General features: G+C 72.2%; 20 protein-coding genes and 1 pseudogene. 8 read left to right on the forward strand and 13 right to left on the reverse strand.

Annotated features, from left to right (window positions below; all coding sequences use genetic code 11):
- Positions 1-382: 382 nt before the first annotated feature.
- Together ACZ7L4_RS04920 and ACZ7L4_RS04925 are read right to left on the reverse strand one after the other, a co-directional pair.
- Entirely contained in the window at positions 383-1576 is a 1194-nt protein-coding gene (locus ACZ7L4_RS04920; RefSeq protein WP_472099729.1) for a DUF4032 domain-containing protein, read from the reverse strand.
- Between the two features lie 37 nt (positions 1577-1613).
- Positions 1614-2561: a Gfo/Idh/MocA family protein gene (locus ACZ7L4_RS04925; RefSeq protein WP_472099731.1), complete on the reverse strand. Its 948-nt coding sequence runs from the start codon at positions 2559-2561 to the stop codon at positions 1614-1616.
- 166 nt (positions 2562-2727) lie between these two features.
- Between ACZ7L4_RS04925 and ACZ7L4_RS04930 the strand changes: the two genes are divergently transcribed.
- Positions 2728-4182 (forward strand): MFS transporter, encoded by a 1455-nt coding sequence (locus ACZ7L4_RS04930; RefSeq protein ID WP_472099733.1) that lies wholly within the window; start codon positions 2728-2730, stop codon positions 4180-4182.
- Positions 4183-4186: 4 nt separating this feature from the next.
- Positions 4187-4807, forward strand: a complete 621-nt coding sequence (locus ACZ7L4_RS04935) for a TetR/AcrR family transcriptional regulator (RefSeq protein ID WP_472099735.1) — start codon at positions 4187-4189, stop codon at positions 4805-4807.
- On the opposite strand, the gene ACZ7L4_RS04940 is transcribed toward ACZ7L4_RS04935, so the two are convergent.
- The 7 genes from ACZ7L4_RS04940 to ACZ7L4_RS04970 form a co-directional block, all read right to left on the reverse strand.
- Positions 4795-6672 carry a DUF2264 domain-containing protein gene (locus tag ACZ7L4_RS04940; RefSeq protein ID WP_472100399.1) on the reverse strand — a complete coding sequence of 626 codons (1878 nt, stop codon included), beginning with the start codon at positions 6670-6672 and terminating at the stop codon, positions 4795-4797. The two genes, ACZ7L4_RS04935 and ACZ7L4_RS04940, sit on opposite strands and share 13 nt — an antisense overlap.
- Before the next feature lie 2 nt (positions 6673-6674).
- A complete protein-coding gene (locus ACZ7L4_RS04945; RefSeq protein WP_472100400.1) occupies positions 6675-7655 on the reverse strand; it encodes a hydroxyacid dehydrogenase in 981 nt (326 codons plus the stop codon).
- 23 nt (positions 7656-7678) lie between these two features.
- Entirely contained in the window at positions 7679-8542 is an 864-nt protein-coding gene (locus ACZ7L4_RS04950) for a carbohydrate ABC transporter permease (RefSeq protein WP_472099736.1), read from the reverse strand.
- Positions 8539-9522 (reverse strand): carbohydrate ABC transporter permease, encoded by a 984-nt coding sequence (locus tag ACZ7L4_RS04955; RefSeq protein ID WP_472099738.1) that lies wholly within the window; start codon positions 9520-9522, stop codon positions 8539-8541. The genes ACZ7L4_RS04950 and ACZ7L4_RS04955 overlap by 4 nt, the downstream gene beginning before the upstream one ends.
- A gap of 29 nt (positions 9523-9551) precedes the next feature.
- Positions 9552-10895, reverse strand: coding sequence for an ABC transporter substrate-binding protein (locus ACZ7L4_RS04960; RefSeq protein ID WP_472099740.1), 1344 nt, complete (start codon positions 10893-10895; stop codon positions 9552-9554).
- A gap of 103 nt (positions 10896-10998) precedes the next feature.
- Positions 10999-12165 carry a substrate-binding domain-containing protein gene (locus ACZ7L4_RS04965; protein ID WP_472099742.1) on the reverse strand — a complete coding sequence of 389 codons (1167 nt, stop codon included), beginning with the start codon at positions 12163-12165 and terminating at the stop codon, positions 10999-11001.
- 95 nt (positions 12166-12260) lie between these two features.
- Positions 12261-13073 (reverse strand): arylamine N-acetyltransferase family protein, encoded by an 813-nt coding sequence (locus ACZ7L4_RS04970; protein ID WP_472099744.1) that lies wholly within the window; start codon positions 13071-13073, stop codon positions 12261-12263.
- A 92-nt stretch (positions 13074-13165) separates the two neighbouring features.
- Between ACZ7L4_RS04970 and ACZ7L4_RS04975 the strand changes: the two genes are divergently transcribed.
- Positions 13166-13477 carry a hypothetical protein gene (locus ACZ7L4_RS04975; protein ID WP_472099746.1) on the forward strand — a complete coding sequence of 104 codons (312 nt, stop codon included), beginning with the start codon at positions 13166-13168 and terminating at the stop codon, positions 13475-13477.
- Between the two features lie 3 nt (positions 13478-13480).
- On the opposite strand, the gene ACZ7L4_RS04980 is transcribed toward ACZ7L4_RS04975, so the two are convergent.
- Together ACZ7L4_RS04980 and ACZ7L4_RS04985 are read right to left on the reverse strand one after the other, a co-directional pair.
- The gene (locus ACZ7L4_RS04980) at positions 13481-14746 is read right to left on the reverse strand and encodes a cytochrome P450 family protein (RefSeq protein WP_472099747.1); all 1266 of its coding nucleotides are present in this window, start codon (positions 14744-14746) and stop codon (positions 13481-13483) included.
- Positions 14747-14820: 74 nt separating this feature from the next.
- The gene (locus ACZ7L4_RS04985) at positions 14821-15069 is read right to left on the reverse strand and encodes a hypothetical protein (protein WP_472099749.1); all 249 of its coding nucleotides are present in this window, start codon (positions 15067-15069) and stop codon (positions 14821-14823) included.
- 93 nt (positions 15070-15162) lie between these two features.
- Here ACZ7L4_RS04985 and ACZ7L4_RS04990 point away from each other — a divergent pair, with 93 nt between their 5' ends.
- A complete protein-coding gene (locus tag ACZ7L4_RS04990; RefSeq protein ID WP_472099751.1) occupies positions 15163-15909 on the forward strand; it encodes an MgtC/SapB family protein in 747 nt (248 codons plus the stop codon).
- A 13-nt stretch (positions 15910-15922) separates the two neighbouring features.
- Here ACZ7L4_RS04990 and ACZ7L4_RS04995 read toward each other — a convergent pair.
- Both ACZ7L4_RS04995 and ACZ7L4_RS05000 read right to left on the reverse strand, forming a co-directional pair.
- A pseudogene (locus ACZ7L4_RS04995) lies at positions 15923-16750 on the reverse strand (ABC transporter ATP-binding protein); the annotation flags it as partial.
- A gap of 83 nt (positions 16751-16833) precedes the next feature.
- Complete coding sequence (locus ACZ7L4_RS05000; protein WP_472099753.1) at positions 16834-18282, reverse strand: cytochrome P450; 1449 nt, start codon at positions 18280-18282, stop codon at positions 16834-16836.
- A gap of 142 nt (positions 18283-18424) precedes the next feature.
- On the opposite strand from ACZ7L4_RS05000, the gene ACZ7L4_RS05005 reads away from it, so the two are divergent.
- The 4 genes from ACZ7L4_RS05005 (at position 18425) to ACZ7L4_RS05020 (ending at position 21399) form a co-directional block, all read left to right on the forward strand.
- Positions 18425-19051: a TetR/AcrR family transcriptional regulator gene (locus ACZ7L4_RS05005; RefSeq protein WP_472099754.1), complete on the forward strand. Its 627-nt coding sequence runs from the start codon at positions 18425-18427 to the stop codon at positions 19049-19051.
- Between the two features lie 84 nt (positions 19052-19135).
- Positions 19136-19591: a MarR family winged helix-turn-helix transcriptional regulator gene (locus tag ACZ7L4_RS05010; RefSeq protein WP_450815773.1), complete on the forward strand. Its 456-nt coding sequence runs from the start codon at positions 19136-19138 to the stop codon at positions 19589-19591.
- Entirely contained in the window at positions 19588-20997 is a 1410-nt protein-coding gene (locus tag ACZ7L4_RS05015; protein ID WP_472099756.1) for an MFS transporter, read from the forward strand. Before ACZ7L4_RS05010 ends, ACZ7L4_RS05015 begins: the two co-directional genes overlap by 4 nt.
- Before the next feature lie 24 nt (positions 20998-21021).
- Complete coding sequence (locus ACZ7L4_RS05020) at positions 21022-21399, forward strand: nuclear transport factor 2 family protein (RefSeq protein WP_472099758.1); 378 nt, start codon at positions 21022-21024, stop codon at positions 21397-21399.
- Positions 21400-21404 lie beyond the last annotated feature (5 nt).

The raw sequence follows: 21404 nt of genomic DNA on the forward strand, positions 1-21404 counted from the left end.
AATAGTCCCAAGGTCTTTGGTAATAAACATTGCCCGAAGAAAACGATCAGACGGTGCGTCATGATGGGTGGAGTTGGGTTGCCCACCTGCTGGTTTCCTCGTTCGTGCGCATGTGGGCGCGGCGTTGCGGCACCTGTGCCGGGCCACTCGAAAATGGCTGAAATTTCCCGCTGCGGGTAACCCACAAGCCTCTGCGGCCGTTCACGCAGGTGCGAGTGGGGCCGGGCCACCAATTGCGTTCGATGTGGCCGGAAAATGCGTTGTGAGACGCAAACGCCCACGCTCGTCCGGGCGGCCGGTGGAGGTCACTGGCTGCGGTCGGTGCCGTCACTCGCCATCACGTAGCGGCCACGGCACCGGCCGCGCCCGGTCCCCGACCGTGTCACCGTCCGGTCTTGTGCACACTCCGCACGTAGTCGTCGGCCGCCGCGTCGAGGCCGATGTCGTGCTGGGCGCGCTCCGACAAGTACCAGCGATGCTCCAGGAGCTGGTGATACAGCTCCGCCGGGTCCATCGGCGTCGAGACCCGGTCACGCACGGCGCGCACCGTGGGGCGGAACACGTCACGGACCCAGCGGTGCGCGAGGACCTCGGGCCGCGCGTCGGCCGCGTCCTCCTGCGTCGCCATCCAGCTCTCCAGGTCGGCAAGGAGCCGCCGCGCCTGGTTCTCCTCGGCGTCCATGCCGGTCAGGCGCAGCAGTTGGCGCTGATGGTGGCCCGCGTCGACGACCTTCGGCACGAACGTGACGGTGTCGCCCTGCGGCGAGCGCGAGATCTGCATCTCGGCCACGTCGAAGCCCAGATCGTTGAGCCGGCGGATGCGGCGGTCCATGTAGTGGTGCTTGCCGGCCGGATACACCGACGTACGGGTCAGCTCGGTCCACAGGTTCGTGTACCGCTGCACGATCTCCGTGCCGAACCCGATCGGGTCGATCGAGGGGTGCAGCGCGCCCGACGCCTCCAGGTCGAGCATCTCGCCCGCGATGTTCACCCGCGCCAGATCGATGTCGTACTCCCGCTGCCCGTCGCTCAACCGCGGGTGCAGCTCGCCGGTCTCGGCGTCCACCAGGTACGCGGCGTACGCGCCCGCGTCCCGGCGGAAGAGGGTGTTGGACAGCGAGCAGTCGCCCCAGGCGAATCCGGAGAGATGCAGGCGTACGAGCAGCACGGCGAGCGCGTCCATCAGCCGGTGCACGGTCGTCGGCCGCAGCGTCGTCTCGAACATCGAGCGGTACGGCTGCGAACCGCCCAGGTGCCGGGTGATCAGGACCGGTTCGAGCGGGTTCCCCGCGGGGTCCTCGCGCCCCGTGACGACCGCGAGCGGGTCCACCGCCGGGATCCCCAACCGGTCGAGCGTGCGCAGCAGTTCGTACTCGCGCAGCGCGGGGCGCTCGGCCAGCTCCTTCACGGCGACGACCTCGTCGCCGGCGCGTGCGTAGCGCACCACGTGCCGCGAGATGCCGCGCGGAAGCGGCACCAGGTACTCCTCGGGCCACTCCTCCAGCGGGATGTGCCAGGGCAGGGCGAGCAGGAGCACCGGGTGCTCGGGGTTGGTTGCGCTGATCTCGAGCGGCATGACGACCAGGGTAAAGGGGGCCCGACGCCGCCTCGGCCTAGTGTTCGGGGACCAGTTCGGCGCGGCCCGAGGTCAGGGAGCGTTCGGCCGCCGCGAGGGTCTCCGTGAGCCGCAGGCCGAAGCGGGCGTCGCACGGGTGGGCCGTACCGCCGTGCGCCGCCTCCAACAGTGAGTCGACGGCGGCGGCGAGCGCCTCCGGGGCCGCACCGGGCACCGTCGGCATCGCCGACACGCCTTCTGTGCCCCGCAGTTCGACCGCGACGCCGCCCGCCGCCTGGGGCGTGGTCAGGCTGAGCGTCGCCGTGCTGGAGGTCCCGCCCGCGTGCCGGAGCACGAGATGCACCGTGTCGCCGGGGCCGCCGTGCGCGGCCACCGTCCGTACGTCCCCCAGGATCGGCAGCAGCACGGACAGGGCGTGCGGGCCCACGTCCCACAGCGCGCCCTTCTCGGCCCGCCAGGGCGTCGTGGCCCGCACCCGCGCGTCGTCGCCGGGGGTGTAGAGCGCGCCGTACCAGTCTCCGCGGCCCGTGAACCAGCCGTCCGTCCCGGCCTGTTCGGCGATCCAGGCAGCGGTGAGCGGCGCGTGCCGCAGCGTGCAGAAGACGATCGACGCTACGCCCGCCGCGTCGACCGCCCCGACGACGGCGCGGGCGGCCTCGGGGCGGGTCGCCAGCGGCTTGTCGAGGAGCAGATGACAGCCCGCCGCAGCGGCCCGCGCGGCGAGCGGCGCCTGGACGTCCGGCGGCACCGCGAACGCCACGACGTCGCTCGCCGCGAACAGGGCGTCCACATCGTCGTACGCCGTCGTGCCGTGCGCACCGGCGAGCTCGGCCGCCGCCTGTGGCCTGCGCCCCCAGACCCCGACGAGGTCGACGGCCTTGTGGGCCTCGAGGGTGGGGGCGTACGTCCGCTGGGCCCAGGAGCCGGTCCCGACGAGACCGAAGCGGGCGGGGCCGGAGGCGGTGGGCGGGGTGGAAGAGGTCATGAGCGGCAGTATCTGTCGGTCGGGCGCCTCATGCACAGGGGGCCCGGCCGAGCGGTGCAGACAGGACGTGCGGTTCGGTGAATACTGATTCACCGAACTGGTGAACCCCTGTTCACCCCGATCCCCCTCCTCGGGGATGCCACTGTCCCGTCGCGACCGGAGACCCATGAAACCTGCCCCGATATCGGCGACGCGCCCGCGCGAGCGGCTCGCCGTGCCCGTGCTCGCCTTCGGCGGCATCCTCATGGCGGTCATGCAGACCGTCGTCGTCCCGCTCCTGCCCGATCTGCCGCGGCTGACCGGCGCCTCGCCCGCCGCCGTGTCCTGGATGGTCACCGCGACCCTGCTCGCGGGCGCCGTCCTCACCCCGGTCCTCGGCCGGGCGGGCGACATGTACGGTAAGCGGCGCGTCCTGCTCGGGGCGCTCGCCCTGATGACGGCCGGATCGGTGCTGTGCGCGCTGACGTCCGACATCCGTCTCCTGATCGCCGCCCGCGCGCTGCAGGGCGCCGCGGCCGCCGTCGTGCCGCTGTCCATCAGCATCCTGCGCGACGAACTCCCGCCGCACCGCACCGGATCCGCCGTCGCCCTGATGAGCTCGACGGTCGGCATCGGCGCGGGTCTCGGCCTGCCGCTGGCCGCGCTCATCGTCCAGTACGCCAACTGGCACGTCATGTTCTGGGCGACCAGCGCCCTCGGCGCGCTCGGCCTCGGTCTCGCCTGGTGGGCCGTGCGCGAGTCACCGGTCCGCTCCCCGGGCCGCTTCGACGCGCTCGGCACACTGGGGCTCGCCGCAGGCCTCGTCTGCCTGCTGCTCGGCGTCTCGCAGGGCGGCCAGTGGGGCTGGGGGAGCCCCGTGGTGCTCGGCCTGTTCGCGGGCGCCGTCGTCGTCCTCGGCCTGTGGGCCTGGCAGCAACTGCGCACCGAGCGGCCCCTGGTCGACCTGCGCCTCGCCGTCGGCCGCCGAGTCGGCCTCCCGCACCTCGCGGCGCTGCTCACAGGCTTCGCCTTCTACGCCAACTCGCTCGTCACCGCACAACTCGTGCAGGCCCCCGTCGCCACCGGCTACGGGCTCGGCCTGTCCATCGTCGCCACCGGCCTGTGCATGCTGCCCAGCGGCGTCATCATGCTGCTGTTCTCGCCGGTCTCGGCCCGCATCTCCGCGGCGCGCGGCCCCCGGATCACGCTCGCGATCGGCGGCGTGGTCCTCGCCCTCGGCTACGCGGTCCGCATCGTCGACAGCACCGACCTGTGGGTGATCCTCGTCGGCGCCGCCGTCGTCTCGACCGGCACCACCCTCGCCTACTCCGCGCTGCCCACCCTGATCCTGCGCGCCGTCCCGGCCGGTGCCACGGCCTCCGCGAACGGCGTCAACGTCCTCATGCGCACCATCGGCCAGGCCGTCTCCAGCGCCGCCGTCGCCGCCGTGCTCGTCCACCACACGACCCGGGTCGAAGGCGCCCACGTACCGTCCCTGCCCGGCTATCAGCTGGCGTTCGCCATGGCGGGTACGGTCGCGCTCGTGGCCGTCGCGGTCGCCCTGGCCGTCCCTTCCGACCGCGCGGCAGGCCGTGCCGTCACGGGCGCACCGGCGCCGGTGCCCACCACGAAGGGAGCGTGAGGCGATGACCGCGGTCCCCGCCGGCGAGCAGCGGCCCGGCACAGGGCGGCGCGACGCGGAGGCGACCAAGGCCGCCATCGTCAGGGCGGCCCGGCACCTGCTGGCCCGGCACGCGCACGGCGACATCACCCTCAAGGCCGTCGCCGACCGGGCCGGGGTCAGCCCGCCGCTCGTCCTCAAGTACTTCGGCAGCAAGGACGCCCTCTTCTCGCGCGTCATGAACTTCGAGGCCGACGTGGAGTCCTTCCTCGACGCCCCGCCCGCGGACCTGGGCCGCCACATGGTCCGGCACGTCCTGACCGGCCAGGCCGAGCGGGGCAGCGACCCGATCCTGCGCATCGTCTTCGCCCCGCTCCACGGCGAGCAGGGAGACATCCTGCGCGCCAACTTCCGCGCCCAGGTCTGCGAACGGCTCGCGCGGCGCCTGCCCGGCGACGACGCGCCCCTGCGCGCCGAACTCGCCGTGTCCCTGCTGCTCGGCCTCGGCGTCATGTACGGCATCGCCCGCGGCCCGCACGTACGGGCCGCGGACATCGAGACGCTCGTCGACCGCTACGCCCCCGCCGTGGAGGCCCAACTGGCGCCGCCCGCTCAGCCGACGTCTCAGTCCTGTCAGTCCTGCTGAACCCGCAGCGGCTCGAACGCGACGGTGGTGCGCGCCCCGTCGGCCCAGCGCACCCTCAACTCGCCGTCCAGGACGTCGACGTCGGACACCGCGTCCGCGAGCGGCGCTCCCGGCTGCTCGGCGCCGAGTGAGGCCAGCGCCACGAGGACCGCCGTCCCCTCCACGTCCGCCGCGAGGTGCGGCACCCGCACCCACGGCTCGTACGCCGTGCCCTGCGGCGCGCGCACCTCGTCCCGCAGCTCCCAGCCGTGCAGGCCGACCAGCTCCGAGTGCAAGGCTTCCGTGGCCCAGCCGGTGAGGGTCACACGCGCCCCGTGCGGGGCGCCGATCACCCGGTGCACCCGCAGCTCGTACGCGCCGCGTGCCACGGTCACGCTCTCCACGCGAAGCCCCGGCACCATCGGCGGACCCGACGTGAACACCGGCCGGTGCCAGGACGCCGCCCAGCCCCAGCCCTCGCCCTGACCCGCCCCCAGCGGATGGATGCGGCGCCGCACGCTCCCGACGCCGCCGCACTCCAACGACAGCTGGTTGTCCGCCGCGTTGGCCGGGGACGTGGGCCCGGTGTGGGTGGAGTAGGCCTGGCGGCTGTAGAGGACGTCGACGGCGGACGCGTCCTCGCCCTCGAACGGGCGGACGTGGTCGCTGCCGTGATTGTGCAGCCGTACGATCCCGTCCGCCCGCGTCGACTGCACCAGCAGCCCCGGCGCGGGCAGCGCGAGCACCCGGTCGGGGCCCTCGCTCGGCGCCTCCTCCTCGGGCGCCGTCCACAGCGGATCGTCCTCTCCCGCAAGGAGCGCGACGAAGCCCTTCGACGCCCAGTACGGGGACGCCGGGCCCGAGTAGTTCTGCAGCGTCGCGTCGTGCGGGCCGTGCCAGCCGAGGCTCAGCAGCCCCTCGTCGGTGACCCCGCCACGGTCCAGGAAGTAGCGCAGGTTCCCGCTGATCAGACGGCGTGACGTCCCCGGGGACAGCGGCGTGTGCCCGGTGACCGCGCCGATGCCGACGGCCGCGGAGGCCGCGAACCGGTAGGTCAGCGAACGCCCGAAGTGGATCGGCGCCCCGTCGCCGCCGAAGAGCAGCGAGAAGCCCTCCAGGTGCTCGCGAAGCCGCGGCCCCATCCGCTGCGCAAGCGCGGAGTCGCCCTGCAGATGCGCGTGCAGCATCGGATACAGGTGCAGCGCCCACCCGTTGTAGTGGTCGAAGGCCCGCCCATCACCGTCGCGGTACCAGCCGTCGCCCTCGTACCAGGTCTCCATCAGCTCGAGGGCTCGCTGAATGGCGCGCGACGTCGCCGCGTCGGAGCGGCCGACGGACTCCAGGAACGAGGCCACCATGAAGGGGAACAGGTACCAGTTGTTCGGTGCCGGCGTGTGCGTGATCGCGCCGCGCAGCCACCTCTCCGCCCGGTCCTGCACGTCGCCGTCGAGCCGGTCCCACAGCCACGGCCGGGTCAGCGACAGACCGAGCGCCACCGAGGCGGACTCCACCATCGGCTGGCCCTGTATGTGGTGGTCGAGGATCAGCGGCCAGGACTCGGCGTCGTCGCGCCCCGGCGTGCGGGTGCCCGCGGCGAGGCCGCTCGCGTACCGGTCGAGCCAGCCGTGCGGATCCTTGCCCTGTGCGCCCGCGACCCGGAAGCCGGCCGCCAGGAACGTACGGGCATAGCCCTCCAGCCCGTCCGAGCGGACACCGGACCCCGAGGGCCGGCCCGGCAGGTCGAGCAGCGCGCCCTCGGGTGTCGCCCACCGCCAGGCGGCCCCGAGCAGCCCGTCGGCGACGGCCTCCCAGTGCGCCCGCGTGAAACCGGTGTAGGGGCTCAACTCGCGGTCTTCGGCGGGGAGGTCGAACGGGGTGGTGTTCATGCTCATGCGAGGAACGCCAGCCTTTCGCGTCGTACGGGATGGGCGAAACCGTCGCCCGCGGCCCAGCGCGTCACCTCGCCGACCGCGGTGTCGGCGAGGCGCTCCCACTCGCTGCCCTGGGAGCCGGCCAGATGCGGGGTGATCAGCGCGTCGGGGCAGTCCCACAGCGGGTGGTCCGCGGGCAGCACCTCCGGGTCCGTCACGTCGAGGACCGCGCGGATGCGGCCCGCGCGGACCACGTCGGTCAGGGCGTCCTGGTCGACGACGGCGCCCCGCGCGGTGTTGATGAGCGTGGCGCCCGGCCGCATCGAACTCAGCAACTCCCTGCTGACCAGCCCCGTCGTGGTGGCCAGCAGCGGCGTGTGCACGCTCAACAGGTCGCTGCGCGTGAAGAGTTCGGGCAGGCCCACCCGCACCACGCCGAGCTCCGCCGCGTCCTCATCGGAGACGTACGGGTCGTGCAGCAGCACCTCGAAGTCGAAGGGGCGCAGCAGTTCGATCACCCGGCGGCCGATGAGCGAGGCGGACAGGATGCCCACCGTGCGGCGGTAGTTGCCCACCTCGTGCGAGGTCAGCAGCCAGTCGCCGCGCTCGCGCAGGCGGCGGAACTCGCGGGCCCGCTCCAGGACGTGCTTGCCGTGCAGCAGGATCATCGCGAGGGTGTACTCGGCGACCGGCAGCGCGTTGGCCGCGGCCGCCGACGACACCGCGATGCCCCGCTCCCAGCAGGCGTCGGTGACATGCCCGCGCACCGAACCGGCGGAGTGCACCACGGCCTTCAGCGCGGGCGCCGCCGCCAGTACGTCGGCGTCGAGCGGCGGACAGCCCCAGCCCGTGACGAGCACCTCGACGTCGGCCAGCACCTCCTTGGCCCGCACCGTCGTCAGATCGTCGAGCACGGGCAGGGGCGCGAGGTCGCAGACCTTTGTGAGCGCGGCCATGGACCGCGGCGCGAAGACGGCCGCCGCGGCCTGGGGGGACATGGCCAGCGCCACGCGGGGCTTGCTCACTTGACCGCCCCCGCCGTGAGGCCGGACCGCCAGAACCGCTGGAGGAAGACGAACGCGAGGACGAGAGGAAGGACCGCGAGGAGCGAGCCCATGATCACCACCGGGTAGTACTCGGGCGAGACGGTCGCCTGGCTGTTCCATTGGAACAGGCCGAGGCTGACGGGATACAGATCCTGGTCCGACAGCATCACCATCGGCAGGAAGAAGTTGTTCCAGATCGTGGTGAGCTGGAAGAGGAAGACGGTCACCAGGCCGGGGCCCAGCATCCGCAGCGCGACCTTGAAGTACGTCGCCAGTTCGCTGGCGCCGTCGACGCGCGCGGCCTCCAGGACCTCGTTCGGTACATAGCCCTGCGCGAAGATCCGGCCGAGGTACACGCCGAACGGGTTGAACAGGACCGGGATGAACACCGACCAGAAGGTGTTCACGACGCCGGCAGCCGACGCGATCAGGTACAGCGGGAGCGCGAGCACCGTCTGCGGCACCATGACCGCCGCGAGCACCAGGCCGAACAGCTTCTCCTTGTGCCGGAAGTGGTACTTGTCGAAGGCGTAGCCCGCCGCGACGCTGATCAGCGCGCCGATCGCCGCGCCGAGCACCGCGTACAGCAGGCTGTTGCCGTACCAGCGGCTGTAGAGGCCGCCGTCCATCGCGAACAGGTCCTTGAGGTTCTGCACGAACGAGAAGTCGCTGAACGACAGGATGCTGCTGCTGAACAGCGCGTCGCGGGACTTGGCAGAGGCGAGGACCAGCCACAGGACCGGGAGCAGCGTGTAGAGGACGGAGATCGCGACGACGACGTTGACCGTCGCGCGCCCCAGCATCCGGGGGCGAAGGAGGGTGGAGTCGGTGGCGCTCATCGGGCGTCCTCCTCGGCCGAGTTGATGCGGTTGGTCCAGCGGGTGACCCCGTAGGAGACGGCGATGGTGATGATCAGCAGGATCACCGAGGCGGCGGCCGCGAGCGAGTAGTTGTTGCGGCTGAAGGCCGCGTCGTAGATGTACATGCTCGGCGAGAACCGGGTGTCGACCATCTGCGAGGACTGGTGCAGCAGCATGGGTTCGGTGAACAGCTGCAGCGCCCAGATCAGCGTGAACATCGCGACCATCACCACGGAGGAGCGCACCAGCGGCGTCTTCACCTGCAGCGCGGTGCGCACGGGCCCCGCGCCGTCCACGACGGACGCCTCCAGGACCTCGCGGGGGACCGCCTGCAGGGCCGCGTAGAAGATGACCATGTTGTAGCCGAGGTTCGACCACAGGGCGATGTTCACGATCGACGGCAGCGTGGTGTGCAGGCCGAGGAAGTCGATCTGGATGTCCGCCTTGCCGAGTGCCTCGACGACCGGGCTGATGCCGGGCGTGTAGAGGTACAGCCAGATCAGGGCGGCGATGATGCCGGGCACCGCGTGCGGCAGGAACAGGCCCAACTGGGCCCAGGACCGCAGCCGTACGACACCGGAGTCGAGCAGCAGCGCCAGGGCGAGCGAGCCGATCACCATCAGCGGGATGTAGATCACGCAGTACAGGCCGACCGTGCCGAGACCGCCCAGGAAGGTCGGGTCGGTGATCACGGCGGCGTACGAGCGCAGGCCCACGAAGACGCTGCGTTCGGGGCCGAAGCCGAGGCCCGGCTGGTCGTCGCTGAAGAAGCTCATCCACACCGCGGTGCCGACCGGGATGAGGAAGACGAGCGTGAGGAGGACGAAGAACGGCGCCATCAGGACGCCGGCCGCACCGCCGCGGCGGCGCTTGGCCGCCCGCTGTGCCTTGCGCGCGTCGTCCCTCACCTCCTGCGGGGCGGGCGGGGCCGTGGGGGCTTGGGCTGTAGTCGCGGTCATGGGTCACCTGCCTTTCGGGGTGCGGGCGGTCACGTGGATCGGGTGGTGGTCTTGAGGCCGAGCGCCTTCAGGTCGGGCATCGTGCCCTCCTGCGCGGCGCGCGCGGCGGACAGCAGGGTGCCGGAACCGGCGCCGGCGCGGGCGAAGGCGTCCTGCATGACATAGCCGGTCGCGGTCATGCGCGGACCCCAGACCCAGCCGTCGCGGATCTTGTGCGCCTCCTCCTCGAACAGCCGGTAGATGTCCTGGCCGCCGTAGTAGGCCTTGTCGAACCCCTTGCTGCCGACCGGGACCAGATCGCTCACGGCCGGGTACTGGCTGCTCGCGCCGCTGGACAGGCGGGCCTTGAGGGCGTCGGGGTGCGAGACCTGCCACTCGATGAACTCCATGGCGGCCTCGGGCTTCGTGCTGTCCTTCGTGATGGCGAACGTGGAGCCGCCGTGGGTGCCCAGGGACGGCTTGTCCGGTGTCCACTGGGGCAGCGGCGCGATGCGCCACAGGCCCTTCTGCTCGGGGCGCGCGTTCATCTGCGCGCCCGCGTCCCAGGCCCCGCTGAGCCGGGTGAGGACCAGGCCGTTGCCGATCTGCGCGTCGGCGATCCGGGCGCTGGAGGCGTTGGTGTAGACGAGTCCCTCGTCGATGAGACGCTGCCAGTACGCGGCGACCTTCCGGGTCGGGGCGTCCGCCATGGAGACGTTCCACGCGCCGTGCGAGGTGTCGAACCACTGGGCGCCCGCCTGGCAGGCCCAGGCGGCGAACTGTGTCATCCCGTCGGTGGGGAACAGCGTGAGCCTGCGACCGCCGCCCGTGCGCCGCACCTTGCGCGCCAGGTCGGCGAACTCGTCCCAGGTGGTGGGGACGTCGAAGCCGTACTTGTCGAACAGGTCCTTGCGGTAGTGCATCACCATCGGCTCGACGTCGAGCGGCACGCTGAACGTGTGCTTCTCGAACGTCGTCAGGCCGAGCGCCTGCGGAAGCAGCTTGCGGCGCAGCTTGTCGCTGATGAGCCCGGTGATGTCGCGGGTGACGCCGTCGATGGCGAAGCCCGGCAGCTGCGGATACTCGATGGTGGCGACGTCGGGGGCGTTGCCCGCGCGCGCCGCGTTGCTGAGCTTCAGATAGCCGCCCTGGGTGCCGGACGGGACCTGTTGGTAGTCGACCTGGATGTGGTCGTGGGTCTTGTTGAACTCGTCCACCACTTCCTGGCTGCCGCGAAGGGCGGACCAGAAGGTGATGGTCGTCTTGCCTGTCCTGCGTGAACTGGAGCTTGCCGACGCCGCGCTGTCGTTCCCGCTGCAGGCGCTCAGGGCGCCCGTCAGGGGCAGCGCGGTGATCGCGGCGAGCATCGATCGACGGCTCTGTCGACCAGGCATGGGCGCCTCCCGCGGCTCCTGCGTGTTCGAGTCACGGGAATCCTGATCGGTTCACGAGATACGGTCAATAGATCGATCAGAAGAAAATGAAACGGTCAAACGCTCACTGTGGGGCGGGTGTTGAGGGGAGCGGCCCGCGATACGGGGCGGACCGGGTGGAACCGCGCACCTTGAGCGTCGGGAGCAGCTCGACCCGGTGCGCGGGGCCGGCTCCCGCGCCCCGGCCCAGGCGGCGCAGCAGCTGCTCGGCCGCCGCCCGGCCGACCTCCGCCTTCGGCGGGGAGACGGCCGTCAGGGGAGTGCTGCCGAGCCCGGCGACCACGTCGTCGTACGCGATCGCGGAGCAGTCCTCCGGGACCCGGATCCCCGCGTCGCGCAGCGACTGGACGAGCATCAGCGCGTCGACGTCGCCGTGCAGCAGGACACCCGTGGCATCCAACTCCTCCAGCAGCGGCGGAAGTTCGAGCGGCTTCTCGGTGTGCTCCGCCTCCGGTTCGGGGACGGCGGTGGGGGAGCTGAGGGCGACGTCCCACTTGTCGACCCGCGGATGGTCCGCCGCGATCTCGGCGAACGCCGCACGCACCGCGCGCGCCGTCGGGCTGTCGTCGCGCGCCGCGAGCACGATGCGGCGGTGGCCGAGGCCCGTGAGGTGCTCGACGGCGAGGTGGACGCCGTACCAGTGGTCGGTGCAGACGGTGTCCACGGCGTGCAGCGCGCTGCCCCGGCGCGGCCTGCGCTCCATCACCACCGTCGGGACGTCGACGCGCGCGAGCCAGGCGTAGTCGGCCTCCTCGGTGGCGAGGCTGCGCCAGCGCGGGGCGATCAGGAGCCCGCGGGCGCCGTCCGCCAGCGCCCGCTCCACGAGGGGCTGTTCGGCGCCCGGCGCCGCGGGGGCGATGTGCAGGGCGATCCTGACCCCGGCCTCCTCGAAGGCGGTGCGGGCGCCGTGCAGCATCTCGTACAGATACGCGTGCCGCTCGGGGACGACGACGGCGACGGGGCCGCCGTCCGGGCCGAGGTCGGGGGCCGACTCCGGGGTTTCGCCCTGCTCGTGCCGCCGACCGTGGCCCTCGTCCTGCTCGGGCAGGATCGGGCGGGCGATGCCGTGGCCGCGGCGGAGTTTGCCCGCGCGTGCGAGCTCCTCCACGTCGCGGCGGAGTGTCACCACCGACACCGCGAGCTCCGTGGCCAGATCGCTGACCCGCGTCGCGCCGCGCGCCTGCACGGCGGCGAGAATCCGCTGCCGCCTGAGATCGACCGGTTCGCGCATGCTGGTGGCCCCCTCGTGTCCCGCTGGTCCCGCTGTTCGTTTGAGCGTTTCGCTGAACGCTTCGGCCGAGCATAACCAGCGGGCGGTGTCGGGCGTCAGCCCTCCGGGGAATTCGGTTCGGGCGGTACGTGATCGAGAACGATGCCGAAGTGCTGGTCGTAGGCCTCGAGGACGGAGGCGTCGGTGGGGAGCTCGGTGACCGTGCGCTCGCCGTCGACGGTGGCCGTGAGCGTATGACCGCTGAGGGTGATCCGGCCGTCCTCGGTGAGCAGCGAACAGACGAGGGACCGTGTGAAGTGGGAGGCGGGCGAGGTGCGGTGGTACCAGGCGCCCGCCTCGAAGTCCCGCAGCGCACGCGGCCGTTGCTCCAGCAGATACTGCACGTCGCCGTCCCTCAGCACGAGGAGGTCGTCATCGGCGGCGCCCTCGACCGCATCCGCGTCGGCGCCCTCGATCCGGAACACACCGCCCGGATCGGGCTGATCGGCCCGCTCGTCGAAGGCCAGCGGATAGTGGGTGTGCGTGCCGAACCCGACGTCGGCGAGCCACGTCGTCCCCTGCGCGGTACGTACGCGCAACGCCATGTGGTCGTACGGGATGCCGAGCCGGCCGTCCTTTCCCGCGACCCGTGCCTGAAGCGGTGTCACCTCGAACCCGAGGGCCGTGAGTAGAGCCCCGAACGCGCCGTTGAGCTCGTAACAGAACCCGCCGCGGCCACGATCCACGAGCTTCGACACGAGCGCGTCCGCGTCGAGGACGATCTCCTCGCCCAGGTGCACGGAGAGGTTCTCGAAGGGCACGGCGCGCAGATGCGCCAGATGCAGCGCCCGCAACGCGCCCGCGGTCGGCGCCGGGGGCCGCTCGGCACCGATGCGACGGAGGTAGGTGTCGACGCGGTGATCATCCATCGGGCCAGTGTCGCAGGGAGGCCTCCACCTCGGGGATTCCCGCTTCGCAGATCCCATGAGCCGTGGCCGGCGGGACGCGTAGGCTCCGGCGGATGACGAGCCACGGCATGCGCGACGCCCAGCTGAACCGCCTCTGGGGAGCCGTCTGCGCCTTCGGCGGGATCTTCCTCCTCCTGTGGGCACTGTCGTGGGTCAACGCGAACGTGCTCAACGAGGACCTGCAGAACCGCTGCGAAGACCTGCGCACGTCCGGCTTCCCCTTCGAGAAGTCGTGCGCACACGCGGACGGGACCGTCGAGGGAGCGAACAGCGTGCTGTTCGAGGGGCTCTTCTTCGGCTCGCTGGCCGCCGCAGTGGCGTCGCTGGGAGCCGCGTCGGTGCTCGAGGGCGTCCGCAGGAGGTAGTCCTCAGCCGCCTCCCTCGGCATCGTGGCTGTCCGCGCCGGGGCGCACCGGGAGTTCGCGCACGCTGTTGCCCACGAAGCTGGAATTCACCGGGAGCTCCTCCTCGGGAACGGCCAGGTCGAGCGCGGGGAACCGGGTGAACAGGCGCTCCAGGGCCACTGTCGCCTCGATCCGCGCCAGCGGGGCGCCCAGACAGTAGTGCGCTCCGTGCCCGAGCGAGAGATGCCGGGCCTGCCGGGCGCGCGTGACGTCGAAGCGGCCGGCGTCCGGGCCGTGCGCCGCCGGGTCGCGGCCCGCCCCCGAGTAACCGGCGAGCACCGGTGTGCCCTTCGGTATCAGCGTGCCGTCGACCGTCAGGTCCCGCGTCGGGTAGCGGAACGGGAAGTAGCTGACCGGGCTGTCCCAACGCAGCGTCTCCTCCACGACATCCGGCCAGCCCGCCGCGCCGTCGCGCACCAGGGCCAGCTGCTCGCGGTGGGCGCACAGCGCGCGTACCGCATTCGTGATCAAGTTCAGCGTCGTCTCATGCCCCGCCACGACGAACAGGATGAGCGTGCCGAGCAACTCCTCACGGCTGAGCCGGTCGCCGTCCGCCTCGTGTGCCGCGAGCAGCGCGCTCGTCAGATCGTCGCCCGGCTCCCTGACGCGGGAGGCGACCACCTCGGCCAGTACCGACACCATCTCCTGGTTGGCGGCCACGGCTCTTGCCGGTTCGATGTTCGTGGCCACGACCTCGCTGGACAGACGGTGCAGCGTGTCCCTGAACTCCGCGTCCACGCCGAAGAGCTCACAGATCACCCCCATGGGCAGCGGCAGCGCGAAATGCGTGCGCAGATCGGCCACCCCGTCCCCGGCCCGCGCCGCCGCGGCCAGTGCGTCCAGCAGTTCGTCCGTCAGAGCCTCGACCCGCGGGCGCAGCGCCTCCACCCGCCGCGCCGTGAAGGCCCGGCTCACCAGGGACCGCAGCCGCCGGTGGTCCTCGCCGTCGGCCGTCGTCATCCCGCGCACCGTCGCGAACGTCCGCAGCGGCCATCCCGCCGGTATGCGGCCCTCGGCGAGCGCCGTGAAGTGGCGGGCGTCCTTGGCCACATCACTGTGCCCGAGGAACTCCTTCAGCGCCTCGTGGCCCAGCACGAGCATGCCCTGGACTTCATCGGGCAGCACGACGGGGGCCACCGCGCCCTGCGCGCGCAACCGGGCGTTGCGCGCGTGCGGGCAGCCGCCCGACGGGTCGATGCGGTGCGGCGGATCCGAGGAGACAGTGCTCATGTCGTGCTCCCTGCAAGCCAGATGACGGCCGATGCGCCGGAACGCGACCGACACACCGCGTGCGGAGCACGATGCTAGGGCGACTCGGCCTCCAGTCCCAGCCCATAGATCCGCTCCAGCAGCCACGCCTCGTTGCCCGCGAGGCCCGCCCTGCTGAGCGCCTCGTCGGCCTCGGCGATCGGCACGGTGAGGACCGCCGCCGTGGCCGGAGACTCGGAGGCGGAGAGCGCCGCGCGGGCCGTGTGCATGAGGCGCAGGCAGGCCTGTGCCGCGGCCAACTCGGGGTTCATGGTCAGCTGTCCGTGGTTCCTGGTCCCGTTCATGACTCCACTCTTGCGCATGGGTCTGACAATCCGGCCGCGACGACGCGGGACTACCCTCGGGAAGATCCACTCAAGGGAGAGGAGGGACCGCTCGTGTCGTCGCCGTTCGCGTTCTCGCTGTTCGACCCGGCCGCCGGACAAGGCCTGCGCCAGCTCGCCGAGTTGGGGCTCGCCCTGGTGCTCTCCACGCTGATCGGGGCGGAGCGCGCCGTCCAGCAGAAGAGCGCGGGGCTGCGCACGCACACCCTCGTCGGCGTGGGAAGCGCGCTGTTCATGGAGGTGTCGCAGCACGGGTTCAACTCCGTGCTCGGCATGGACGGCGTGTCGTTCGACCCGTCGCGTGTCGCCGCGCAGATCGTCTCCGGCATCGGCTTCATCGGCGGCGGTCTCATCTTCGTGCGGCGCGACGCGGTGCGTGGACTGACCACCGCGGCGACCGTCTGGCTGACGTGCGCCATAGGGATGGCGTGCGGCGGCGGTCTCCCCTTGCTCGCCATCGCCGCGACCGCCTGTCATTTCCTGGTCGTCCGCGGCTACCCGTGGCTGACGCGCCGCGTCCCGTCCCTCGCGACGGAGCGGCGCACGGGCCTGCACCTCGCCTACCGGGTCGGCTCCAGCGTGCTCCCCCGCGTACTGGAGGAGTGCACGAGCCGCGGCTTCCGGGTCGTCGAACTGCGGGGCGGTAGCGCCGACTGGGAACCCGGCCGGGGCCGGTCCGGGACGATGGCCGTCCGTATGGAGATCGAGGGAGCGGCCGACGTCCCGCACCTGGTCGCCGTGCTCGCGGAGTTGGACGGGGTACTGGACGTGGCGTCGCTGGCGGCGGCGCCGGACGAGTAGCCCGACGGGAGGCTTACGTCCGCGTCCCGTGCCAGGACCGCCACAGCGCCGCATACGCGCCGCCCGCTGCCACCAGTTCCGCGTGCGGGCCGAGTTCGGTCAGCCGGCCGTCCTCCATGACCGCGACCCGGTCCGCGTCGTGCGCCGTGTGCAGGCGGTGGGCGACGGCGATGACCGTGCGGCCGTGGAGGACCGCTGCCAGGGCGCGCTCGGTGTGGCGGGCGGTCGTCGGGTCGAGCAGGGCGGTCGCCTCGTCGAGGACGACGGTGTGCGGGTCCGCAAGGACCACCCGGGCCAGCGCCAGCTGCTGCGCCTGCGGACCGTCCAGGCGCAGGGCGCCGGCGCCGAGCTCCGTGTCCAGGCCGTGGGGGAGCGCGCCGGCCCAGTCGTCGGCGCCGACCGCCGTGAGCGCCGCGCTCAGGTCCGCGTCGTCCGCATCGGGCGCGGCGATGCGCAGGTTGTCGCGGACCGAGCCGAGGAACACGTGGTGCTCCTGCGTGACCAGGACGATGTGCCGACGGAGCTGTTCGGGCGCGAGCGCGGTGACCGGCACGCCGCCCACGCTGACTGTGCCGGAACGCGGCGCGTCGATCGCCGCGATGAGCTTGCTCAGGGTGGTCTTGCCCGCCCCGGACGGGCCGACCACGGCGAGCCGTTCGCCCGGCCGCACGGTCAGGTCCACTCCGTGGACGACATCGTCGCCGCCCTCGTACGCGTAGTGCACCGAGCGCAGTTCGATGGCGTCGCCCACGGGGAGTGCGGCTGTGCACGCGCGCGTACGAGGTGTCCCGTCGATGCCCTCGACGCGGGCGAACGAGGCGCCACTGCTCTGCAGTTGCTCACCGGCCGGTCTGTCGTCCGGCAGGTCCGTGGTGGGGTCACTCATTGACGCACCCTATGCGGGGCGTCGGAGCCCCGGACAGGTCACCTGCGCGTCAGCCGCAGCCGCAGGCCTCGCGGCATCAGCGTCAACCGCTCCGTGATCGCGAGGCGGTAGTCGGGCTCCGGGCGCAGGTCGTAGCGGCGCAGCAGCAGGCCCAGTACCAACGTCGCCTCGTGCAGGGCGAACTGGCGGCCGATGCAGGCGCGGGCACCCGTGCCGAACGGCTTGAAGACGTGGGCGGGGCGGGCGCGGACCGCCTGCGGGGTGAACCGTTCCGGGTCGAAGGTCTCCGGGTTCTCGCCCCACGCGTCCGGGTCGCGGTGCAGCATCGTCGTCAGGACCAGCGCCCACGCGCCGCGCCGCATCGGGTGAGTGCCGCCGAGCGTCGTGTCCGCGAGCGCCTCGCGTGCGAACGCGGGTGCGGTCGGCCACAGGCGCAGCGATTCGTCCAGCACCCGCCGCAGGTAGCGCAGCTTGGCGACCTGTTCGTACGCCGGGACGTCGGCGTCGCCCCACACCCGGTCGACCTCGTCGCGCGCCTTCGCGAGGACCTCGGGGTTCTGTGCGAGGTAGTGCAGCGCGAAGGACAGCGCGCCCGACGTCGTCTCGTGCCCGGCCACCAGGAACGTGATGACCTGGCGGCGGATGTTCTCCGGCGAGAGCCGCTCGCCGGTCTCCGGGTGCGTCACCTCCAGCATCCGGTCGAGCAGGTCGCCGGGCCCGCCGTCGGAGGCGCGGCGCGCCGCGACCACCTCGTCGACCGTGCGGTTCAGATACGCCCGGTCCGCCGCGTTGCGCTTCTCCGCGCCGCGCAGCAGCACGGACAGCAGCGGCGGCACGACGTTGCGGCGCTGCGCGAACGTCAGCGCACCGACCATCGCCGTCACGAACGGGTGCGGCCGCTCGCGCTCGAACGACCCGAAGTCGTGCCCGAACCCGGTCCGGGCGATCGTCTCCAGGGTCAGCTTGGTCATGTCGCCGGGCACGTCGACCGTGCGGCCCGCGGCCTCGCTCGTGTCCCAGGAGGCCATGAGCTGTCCCGCCACGTCCAGCATCAGCGGGTGGTAGCCGGCCATCGCGTCGCGGCTGAAGCCCGGCGCGAGGATGTCGTGCGCGAGCTGCCAGTTGGGCTCGTGGTTGTACGCGGTGAACAGGCCGTCGCCCGCGACGGGGCGCAGATTCGCGACGCCGAGTCCGACGTGCTTGGCGAACCGCGACTCGTCGGCCAGCTCCGCCGCGAGCTCCGCGCCCGACACAAACACGATCTCCTTGCCGAACCCCTTGCGCCGGAAGATCGGCCCGAGTTCTGCGGCGAGCTTCATCGAATCCTGCAGCGGGGAGCGGACGTTCGCCCCGACCACGTCACCGATGAACGGGACCCGGCGGGAGGGGTGCGGGATGCGGTCCAGGCGCGGCCACCCTTGCTCGGCACTGCGAAAACCTCGCGGCAGCGGGGTGCCCGCGGCCTGCGTCACCTGCGGCGTCGTCATCGTGTCCATCTCCCTTGCACCGATGCCCCGTTGGAGCACCCGGACCACACTGTTAGACGTGGATTCAATAACGGGCCACAGTCTGTGCCTGTTATTGAACTCACGTCAAGTAAGAGGCGGCGGGTCCAGTAGGGTGCGCCTCATGGCCAGGGAGCGAGCGGGAGTGTCGGCGACGGGGGAGCGCACCCGGCGCAGACTCAGTACGCAGGAGCGCCGCGAGCAACTGCTCGCCGTGGGTGCCAAGTTGTTCGCGCAGGCCCCCTACGGCGACGTATGGATCGAGGAGGTCGCGGAGATCGCCGGCGTCTCGCGCGGGCTGCTGTACCACTACTTCCCGAACAAGCGGGACTTCTTCGCCGCCGTCGTGGAGCGCGAGAGCCGGCGGATGCTGCGTCTGACGGCGGCCGTGCCGGGCATCCCCGTCCGTGACCAGCTCGGCACGGGGCTCGACACCTTCCTCGAATACGTCGCCACGCACGCGCACGGCTTCCGTGCCTTCCACCGCGCCGAGGCGGCGGGCGATCCGGCCGTGCGCGCGGCGTACCAGGAGGGGCTCGCCGCGCACGAGGAGCAGATCATGGCCGCCCTCGCGGCGGACCCGCACATCGCCGACAGTCTCCCCGCGCCGGAGGTGCTGCGCCTCGCGGTGCGCGGCTGGCTCGCGTTCCTCGTCGCCGTCTGCCTCGACTGGCTGGACGCCTCCCAGCTCACGCGCGAGCAGGTGCGGGACCTGTGCGCCCGGGCGCTGGTGGGGGCGATCGGGCTGTGACCGGCCCGGGACCGGCGCAGGCGAGCCCGCGAGGGTCATAAGGGTAACTTGCAAGGCTTCCTGTCTACCTCGTACGGTGTCGACATGTCAGCTACGCAGTCAGCCGCAGGGGACGAGCCGCCCACCGGGCAGCTCGCCGCCGATCTCGCCACCGTCGTCGGCCGGCTCTCGCGCCGGCTGCGCAGCGCGTCGCCGGACAGCCTGCTCACCCCCACCCAGCGCACCGTCCTCGCCCGCCTGGAGTCGGAGGGCCCCGGCACGACCGCGGCGCTCGCCCGCGGCGAGTACGTACGGCCGCAGTCCATGCGGCTCACCCTCGGCGCACTGGAGGAGCAGGGCTTCGTCTCGCGCGCGCCGGACCCGACCGACGGGCGGCAGTCCGTCGTGTCGATCACCGACAGCGGCCGCGCCACCCTCGACGCCGTCCGGGCCGCCAAGCACGGCTGGCTCACCCAGGCGCTCACCGACGAACTCGACGCCGCCGAGCGGCACACCCTCGCCGAGGCCACCGCGCTCCTCGAACGGCTGGTGCGCAAGTGACACAGGGCGTGGGAGACCCGGCCGTCGTCACGGGCGACGGTGAGGCTCCCGCGCGCCTGCAGGGATTCAGGGCCCGGCTCACGGCGCCCCTGCTCCTCGGCTCCGTGCTCAACCCGCTCAACACCACGATGATCTCCACCGCCCTGGTGGCGATCGGGCACGACTTCGGGATCGGCGCCGCCGACACGGCCTGGCTGATCTCCGTCCTCTACCTGGCGAGCGCCGTCGCCCAGCCCGTCCTCGGCAAGCTCGCCGACACCCTCGGCCCGCGCCGCGTGTTCCTGGCAGGGCTCGTCGTCGTATGCGTCTCCGGGGTCGTCGGCGCGCTGGCGCCCGCCTTCGGCTGGCTCATCGTCTCCCGGCTGCTCCTCGGCATCGGGACCTCCGCCGCCTACCCGGCCGCGATGGCCGTGCTGCGCGACGAGGGCCGCCGGGTGGGCCGCCGCCCGCCGCGCCCGGTCATGGCCCGGCTCTCCTTCGCCGCGCTCGGCAGCGCGGCGGTCGGCCCGACGCTCGGCGGACTGCTCGTCATGGTCGTCGGCTGGCGCGGCATCTTCGCGGTCAACGTGCCGGTGGCGGCGATCGCGTTCGCCTCCGCCCTGCTGTGGATCCCGCGCGACCCTCCGCGCTCCACGGACGGGGAACCGGCGCCGCGCCCCGCCCTCGACCCGCTCGGCATCGGCCTGTTCACCACGGCCCTCACCGTCCTGGTGTTCTTCCTTCTCGACCTGTCCGACCCCATGTGGTGGCTGCTCGCGCCCTTCGTCGTGCTCACCGGCGTGCTGGTGTGGTGGCAACTGCGCAGCAGGGCGCCGTTCATCGACGTCCGCATGCTCGCGGGCAACGGCCCGCTGGCCCGCACGTACCTGCGCCACGGCCTGAGCTATCTGCTCATCTACTGCGTCATGTACGGCTTCACCCAGTGGTTGGAGGAGGCGCGCGGCTTCTCCTCCGGGCACACCGGGCTCCTGATGCTCCCGATGTCGCTCACGGCACTGGTGTGCTCGCTGCTCGGCGCCCGCACCAAGGGCATCCGCGCCCCGCTCGTCACCGCAGGCGTGCTGCTGACCGCGGGCGCCGGCCTGCTGGTGTTCCTCGACGGCGACACACCGCTGGCGCTGCTGCTGCTCGCGGGCGCGTGCTTCGGCATCCCGCAGGGGTTCGTCGGCACCTGCAACCAGGCCGCCGTGCAGGAGCACGCCCCCGCGGCCGACATCGGCTCCGCCGCCGGGCTCCAGCGCACTGCCCAGTACATCGGCGCCATCACCGCGTCGAGCCTGATCGCCCTCGCCTACGGGCAGCGCGCCAGCGACAGCGGGCTGCACCTGATGGCCGGCGTCTCCGTCGTCCTCGGTGTGCTCCTGGTGGGCCTGACGGTGACGGACCGGGCGCTGCGCAGGAGTTGAGCCCGTGGGCGCCATAATGCGTGCATGGATCATGTGACCGCGCGGACGTTCGTCGACTCCTGGGTGTCGGCGTGGAACGCGCACGACCTGGACGCCCTGCTGGCCCACTTCGCGGACGACGTGACGTTCAGCTCGCCGGTCGCCGCCCAACTGCTCGGCGGCGACGGCGTCATGCGCGGCAAGGAAGCGCTGCGCGCCTACTGGGCGGAGGGGCTCCGGCGCATCCCCGACCTTCGGTTCGAGGTGGTGGGCAGCTACGTGGGCGTGAACAGCCTGGTCATCAACTACCGCAACCAGAAGGGCGGCCTCGTCAACGAGGTGCTCGTCTTCGAAGGACCGCTCGTCGCCGAGGGCTACGGCACCTACCTCGGCGAGGACGTCAACCCGGCCGGAGCCCGCTGAAGTCG

This window comes from Streptomyces sp. NPDC107575 (assembly GCF_055657265.1).